Origin of the sequence: Anoxybacillus sp. (assembly GCF_036834105.1) — a bacterium.
Lineage (GTDB): Bacteria > Bacillota > Bacilli > Bacillales > Anoxybacillaceae > Anoxybacillus.
On record NZ_DAITON010000132.1, the window covers coordinates 1 to 6,058 of the forward strand.

Here is a 6,058-nt window from a genome sequence, read left to right on the forward strand (position 1 = left end):
ACTTTATTCACAGAAAAGCAACAATGATGTAACATTTTTTATTCCTATTCTTCTTTGAAAATAATTACTTATGTATCACCATAATAAAACATCTCCCTCTTTAATAAGTGAGGGAGATGTTTGTTACCAATTTATTTTCCTTTCGTGGCTGCTTCTATGGCGAACTGCGCTCCGATTAACTCAACAGCACATAAAATAAAAATATACAATATACCCATAAAATTCCCTCCCTTATGCCTTTGACACGAGCATAAGGTATGAAACGCGTTTCGATGCAATATGTTTTTAAAATTTTTCTGCTATACGTCGAATGAAAACGAGTGAAGCGATTGCGAAGAAAACAAAGATTGTTTCGATCACCCAAACATTCGAAATGATTTTCACTTGATATAACGCAGGAGCAACATCAATGAACGCATGCGCTAAAATGGCATATATAATATAACGAAATTGTCCTTTTCGAACTCCGTACAAAACAAGAAGAGAAAGCGCAACATGGATCGCAATCGCAAATGTTCGTTCGATCCCCCCTAATACATACATCCAATCTGGCTGATTTAACATTGTTTTGAGCATCTCCACTTGTGTAGCAGGAAGAGAGGAAGCAATTTGCTCAAACTGACCTGTTTGCACGAGATGAGAAATGACCATCATATTTATGGCACTAACCCCTCCAATGAGCACAGCTTCCATTCCCCCATGCCCTAAACCGAACGATAGCCCATCTCCATACGTTCGATTGTTTTTTAACATAAAACGAAATCCGACATATCTTCCCATCTCTTCAAATACTCCAGCTGTTAAAGCCCCGTAAGCAACAAATGCCCAAGCGTTATTTATCCCTTTTAACGAAGTACCGCTCGGATCAACGACAAGCATATGCACAACTTTCTCTAGCACTTGTGAAAATAAAACAAAAATAAGCAAACCGACACCAAACGCTTTCCAAGAAAGCCAGCTTTTTTTCCTTCCATATATGACGAATGCTAAAGGAACAAATATAGAAAGAAACAATTGAACAGACATTCCAACCAAACTGATCTCTCCTTTCATTGACGAGAAAAGATATACGACTGAATAAACAAGTAAATCGTACCACCAAACACGATAATTAAGAGAAGAACAAAACGCCACACACTTTCTACAAATACCGTTAGCATGACCAACACACCCATCATAACAAACACTTTTCCTCCGACACGATGCGTTTTTTGCCAAACCGCTTCATTGTCTAACGTCCAAGGAGTGCGAATGCCGATAAAATAGTTTGGTTTGATTTTTGGCATGTAATTGCCAAGGACAATAAATAAAACACCCACCCCGATAGGCACAACAATATCAACTTGCACAGAAAACCCGACATTATATGCGAGCGTCACCACATGTAGAATAACGAAAAAGATGACAAACACATGTAAAAAAATGTGATATACGTTTTCAAATTTCTTGTAGTTTTCTTTTCGTGGATCAAACTTCGGCAAATAAATAAGCAAAAAAGTAATGCCGGTTAAAAAAAGCGGAAATAAAAGCGCCCCCCACCATTTATTCATAAAATCATCTGGTTCCCCTGCAGCATTCCAATGAATCGCCACTTCATTCGGTAAATATGGAATGGCTAATAAGCTCAATACGTAGCTACACACAATGAGAATGATAATAAATAAGTGCTTTTTCATGATTCATCACCTTCTTTTTGTAATATATCGTAAAACCAACTCATTAAATCTTGGAACACCGTTGTATTTAATGAATAATAAATATGTTGTCCCACACGACGATCTTCCACTAAATCGGCTTGTTTTAATATTTTTAAGTGATGGGAAACACTCGGCTTTTGCATGTCAAAGTGCTCAGCAATTTCCCCTGCTGTTAAATCCCCTTTTTTCAATAAAGAAAGAATTTTTCTTCGGTTTGGATCAGCGATCGCTTTAAACGCTTCGTTAAACGACATCCTTTTTCACCTACTTTCCTTTAGATATTTAGATAAATGTCTAAATATAATCCAAAAAATAGATATTTAGATAAATTTCTAATTACATCATATCCCATTCTTATACGTAAGTCAATAAAACAAATGAAACTCTCTCATAAATCAAAAGAGAAGAAGCCGATTCAGCTTCTTCTCCTCCTTCTCTATTCCTTCACTTTCACCGCTGTACCTGTCGCAATGCACATCATCATGCCATCGCGCAACGTTTCAAAGTCAAGATCGACACCAATTACTGCATTTGCTCCCATATTGCGCGCTTTTTTCACCATTTCTTGCACAGCCATTTCACGTCCTTCTGCTAACTTGCTTTCATACGTTCCACTTCGCCCACCGATAATGTCTGTAATGCTCGCTAAAAAATCGCGTACGACGTTAGCCCCTAAAATCACCTCACCAGACACTAAACCGAGGTATTGCTCAATTTGCTTTCCTTCAATGCTATTTGTTGTTGTAACGATCATATAAAATGACCTCCCATGTTTATTCAACTTGTTTTTAATAGGATAACTCCGAAAAGAATAAAAATAATCCCCATCACTTTTTTGGCACTCATTATTTCCTGAAACAAGAAAAATCCAACGAGTGAGATGAATAAAATGCCTAACCCTGACCAAATGGCATAAGCAACTGATACATCAATTCCTCTCAAAGCTACAGCAAGTGCCGTAAAGCTAATCCCATAACTAATTATCATCGTTACTGTTGCCCACACATTGGTGAGACCATTCGACCATTTCATTGCAGTCGTCCCTAAAACTTCAAATACAATTGCAATCGACAAATACAACCAATACATGTCCCTTTCATCTCCTAATCATACGATCAGGGAAATCAGTCATAACTGCTTTCACGCCACTTCCGATCAGCTTGTTAAGCAATGATACCTCGTTAATTGTGTATACACAAGTATCTATCTCTTGCCTTACTTTCTCCCCTTCTGCTGAAATAAAAAATGTCCAATCGACGTGAACTTCTGTTACGTTTAACGACCGAGCGACATCTAATATGTTTTGCTCAGTTCCTTCCACTAACAGGGCAAGGTTGATGTCTTTCGCGAGTTGCCGCATCTTGTATAGACTCTGAATAGAAAAAGATGAAATAATAACACGATGAACCCATGAACGATATGAATCCAGCAACGTGAGTAACTTTTCTTCCATCCCATCATATTGAATTATACCATTTTTTAACTCAATATTCAAAACAATTGATCTCTTTTGATTAGCTAGCCAATCTAAAACGTCTGTCAATGCTGGAATGCGTTCTCCTGCAAAACGTGGATGAAACCAGCTTCCTGCGTCAAAACGACAAAGTTGACGATAAGAAAAGTCTTTTACATAACCAATTCCATCAGTCGTTCGTTCAATGCGCTCATCATGAATGACTACTAACTCCCCATCTTTCGTCATTTGCACATCTAGCTCTATGCCATCTACACCTAAATCATACGCCTGTTGAAAAGCGATCATTGTATTTTCAGGATATTCACCGCTGAATCCTCGATGCGCATAAATGTACATGACAACCTCACCTCTCACATGATGAAAGGATGCCCTCGATGGGCACCCCTCTTATCTTTTTTTCGCCATTTCTAGCTCCCGGTTAATTTCATTTGCCGCTCGTTCAAGTGCTTCTTTTGGGTCAACACCTTGGTATAGACTTTCCATTGCACTTACAATTTTTTGGCGAGCTTGTGGAAAGATAGAAATTAATGCCCCTTGAGTAGCTGGTGTTGCTTTTGTTTCCTTTAATTGATTTACCGTTACCATCAACTGAGGATATTTCTCCCACTGCTCTTTCACAATTGGTAAATCATATGCAGATGGATTAACCGCAAAATAACCCGTATTCACATGCCACTTCGCTTGCACCTCTGGTGTTGTCACATATTTCATGAACTCCCATGCTGCTTTTTTCTTCTCCTCGTCTACATCTTTCATCAACCACAATGAAGCTCCTCCTATAATGACACCTTGCCGCTCTACGTCGTCTGGAATCGGTAAATAGGACACTCCTACTTGAAACGGTGCACTATCCACAATCGTCCGCACCCCAGCTGATGAATCTAGATACATAGCCATTTTCCCTGATTGAAACGCTGCACGCATGTCGTCCCAATTTTGACCTACATTATAAAAAGTACCCTCGTTATACATATCATAGATTAATTCAAATACACGTAGCCCTTCCTTTCCATTAAAAGCTACTTCTGTCGCTTCACCTTTTCGACCGTTTTCCTCATTCACATAAAGGCCACCTTGAACAGCTAGCATCTGTTCAAAAAACCAACCGTAATTTAAAATCGAAAATCCGTATTTGCCGTCTTTCGTTAACTGTTTTGCGGCCGCTTTCAACTCACTATATGTCATTGGTGGTTTTTCAGGATCTAAACCTACCTCTTTAAACGCATCTTTATTGTAAATGAGTACTGGAGTCGACGAGTTAAATGGCATAGAATAAATCGTTCCATTTACTGTATAGTAGTTTACAATGTTTTTTTCCCATTGTGATACGTCATATCCTTCTTCATCAATAAACTTTTGAACAGGCTCGATTTTTCCGCTTTCAATCATATATTTTGTTCCGATCTCAAATGTTTGCATTAAAGTCGGGGAGTCTTTTGTTCCTGCTACCGCATTGAACTTGGTTAACGCTTCTTCATACGTCCCTTGAAATACAGGCTTTACTTCAATTGTTGATTGTGAGGCATTGAAATCAGCAACTATTTCGTTTAATGCCTTTTCCAAGTCCCCACTCATCGCATGCCAAAATACAACTTCTGTTTTTCGGACTTGTTGTTCTTCACTTTTTTGATCATTTGTTTTTGATACCGTTTCGTCACTTCCGCTGTTACATCCAACTAAAGTTGATGCAATAAGCAAAGTAGATATCCACTTTTTCACTATGTTTTCCCCCTATTCATTATTTGATTGCTCCTTGCATTAAACCTTTTTGTAGTTGCTTTTGTCCGATAAATATTAAAATTAACGTTGGTAAAATGATTATAATAACTGCAGCCATCACCACCCCCCATTCAGTAGCCATTTCTTGAGTTTGCATTTGCTTTAAACCAATTTGAACGGTACGCACACTCTCATCATTCGTCACAAGAAGTGGCCATAAGTACATGTTCCATGTCGTTAAGAAGCTGTAAACTCCTAAAGTCGCTAAACTCGTCTTCGACAGCGGTAAAACAACATACCAAAAAAAGCGAAAATGTTTCATTCCTGACACTTGTGCTGATTCATACAATTCAAACGGAATCGTCTTAAAGTGTTGACGGAGTAAAAAAATACCGAATGCTGATGCAAAAAAAGGAATTGTCAAACCAAGATAGTTATTTGTCCATCCAAAAGATTGGACGGTCAAATAATTTGGAATAACCGTCGCTTCCCAAGGAATGAGCATTGTTAAAATGGTTAGGAAAAACAAAAGATCTCTCCCAGGGAAACGAAGAAATACAAATGCAAATGCTGCCAAACTAGAGACAACTAGCTGCCCAACCATAACGATGAAAGAGACAACAAAGCTGTTCCATAAATAACGACCAAGAGGAACTTTTTCAAAAGCTATAACATAATTTTTAATTGACCAAGTTGTTGGCCACCATTTTCCCTGTAATAACTCCGCACCGCTTAAAAAACTAATTAAAAATGCATATACAATTGGAAACATCATGATGATGGTACAAATAACTAATATTGCATATAGACTAATTTTTTTAATTAGAAGGCTCACTGATAATGCACCTTCCTTTCAGCAAAAGTAAATTGTACAACAGTCACAATTAAAACGATGAAAAACAAAATAATCGCCTGGGCACTTGCAAATCCGAAGTTGTAATTAACGAATGCTTCGCGGTAGATAGAGTATACAAGAACTGTCGTTGTGTTCATTGGTCCCCCTTTCGTCAATATGTCAATTTGTCCGAACGTTTGAAAAGCGTGAATGAGCGAAACAGTTATAACGAAAAACAAAGTGGGGGACAACAGCGGCAAAGTAATTCGCCATAGTTGATACAGACGACTCATCCCTATCATTTCTGCACTCTCATACAATGTAGAATCA

General features: G+C 38.1%; 9 protein-coding genes. All 9 read right to left on the minus strand.

The genetic code is table 11. The features are described from left to right. Positions 1-285: 285 nt before the first annotated feature. Positions 286-1,053, minus strand: coding sequence for a YhfC family intramembrane metalloprotease (locus V7Z64_RS11130; protein ID WP_297992232.1), 768 nt, complete (start codon positions 1,051-1,053; stop codon positions 286-288). Further along, entirely contained in the window at positions 1,050-1,676 is a 627-nt protein-coding gene (locus V7Z64_RS11135; protein WP_297992234.1) for an SdpI family protein, read from the minus strand. Before V7Z64_RS11135 ends, V7Z64_RS11130 begins: the two co-directional genes overlap by 4 nt. After that, entirely contained in the window at positions 1,673-1,951 is a 279-nt protein-coding gene (locus tag V7Z64_RS11140; RefSeq protein WP_003397448.1) for an autorepressor SdpR family transcription factor, read from the minus strand. The genes V7Z64_RS11135 and V7Z64_RS11140 overlap by 4 nt, the downstream gene beginning before the upstream one ends. A gap of 182 nt (positions 1,952-2,133) precedes the next feature. Next, positions 2,134-2,451, minus strand: coding sequence for a YbjQ family protein (locus V7Z64_RS11145; protein WP_003397450.1), 318 nt, complete (start codon positions 2,449-2,451; stop codon positions 2,134-2,136). A gap of 23 nt (positions 2,452-2,474) precedes the next feature. Further along, positions 2,475-2,786 carry a DMT family transporter gene (locus tag V7Z64_RS11150; protein ID WP_297992238.1) on the minus strand — a complete coding sequence of 104 codons (312 nt, stop codon included), beginning with the start codon at positions 2,784-2,786 and terminating at the stop codon, positions 2,475-2,477. Positions 2,787-2,793: 7 nt separating this feature from the next. Continuing rightward, a complete protein-coding gene (locus V7Z64_RS11155) occupies positions 2,794-3,510 on the minus strand; it encodes a glycerophosphodiester phosphodiesterase (protein WP_297992241.1) in 717 nt (238 codons plus the stop codon). 51 nt (positions 3,511-3,561) lie between these two features. Further along, positions 3,562-4,893, minus strand: a complete 1,332-nt coding sequence (locus tag V7Z64_RS11160) for an ABC transporter substrate-binding protein (protein ID WP_297992243.1) — start codon at positions 4,891-4,893, stop codon at positions 3,562-3,564. A 19-nt stretch (positions 4,894-4,912) separates the two neighbouring features. Continuing rightward, the gene (locus V7Z64_RS11165) at positions 4,913-5,668 is read right to left on the minus strand and encodes a carbohydrate ABC transporter permease (RefSeq protein WP_297992249.1); all 756 of its coding nucleotides are present in this window, start codon (positions 5,666-5,668) and stop codon (positions 4,913-4,915) included. 56 nt (positions 5,669-5,724) lie between these two features. Next, a partial coding sequence (locus tag V7Z64_RS11170) for a carbohydrate ABC transporter permease (RefSeq protein WP_297992247.1) occupies positions 5,725-6,058 on the minus strand: 334 nt, incomplete at its 5' end.

Bases quoted from the DNA above. Each gene is read 5' to 3' on its own strand.
- V7Z64_RS11130 (WP_297992232.1), bottom strand. From the start codon at position 1,053: ATGAAAGGAGAGATCAGTTTGGTTGGAATGTCTGTTCAATTGTTTCTT.
- V7Z64_RS11135 (WP_297992234.1), bottom strand. From the start codon at position 1,676: ATGAAAAAGCACTTATTTATTATCATTCTCATTGTGTGTAGCTACGTA.
- V7Z64_RS11140 (WP_003397448.1), bottom strand. From the start codon at position 1,951: ATGTCGTTTAACGAAGCGTTTAAAGCGATCGCTGATCCAAACCGAAGA.
- V7Z64_RS11145 (WP_003397450.1), bottom strand. From the start codon at position 2,451: ATGATCGTTACAACAACAAATAGCATTGAAGGAAAGCAAATTGAGCAA.
- V7Z64_RS11150 (WP_297992238.1), bottom strand. From the start codon at position 2,786: ATGTATTGGTTGTATTTGTCGATTGCAATTGTATTTGAAGTTTTAGGG.
- V7Z64_RS11155 (WP_297992241.1), bottom strand. From the start codon at position 3,510: ATGTACATTTATGCGCATCGAGGATTCAGCGGTGAATATCCTGAAAAT.
- V7Z64_RS11165 (WP_297992249.1), bottom strand. From the start codon at position 5,668: ATGATGTTTCCAATTGTATATGCATTTTTAATTAGTTTTTTAAGCGGT.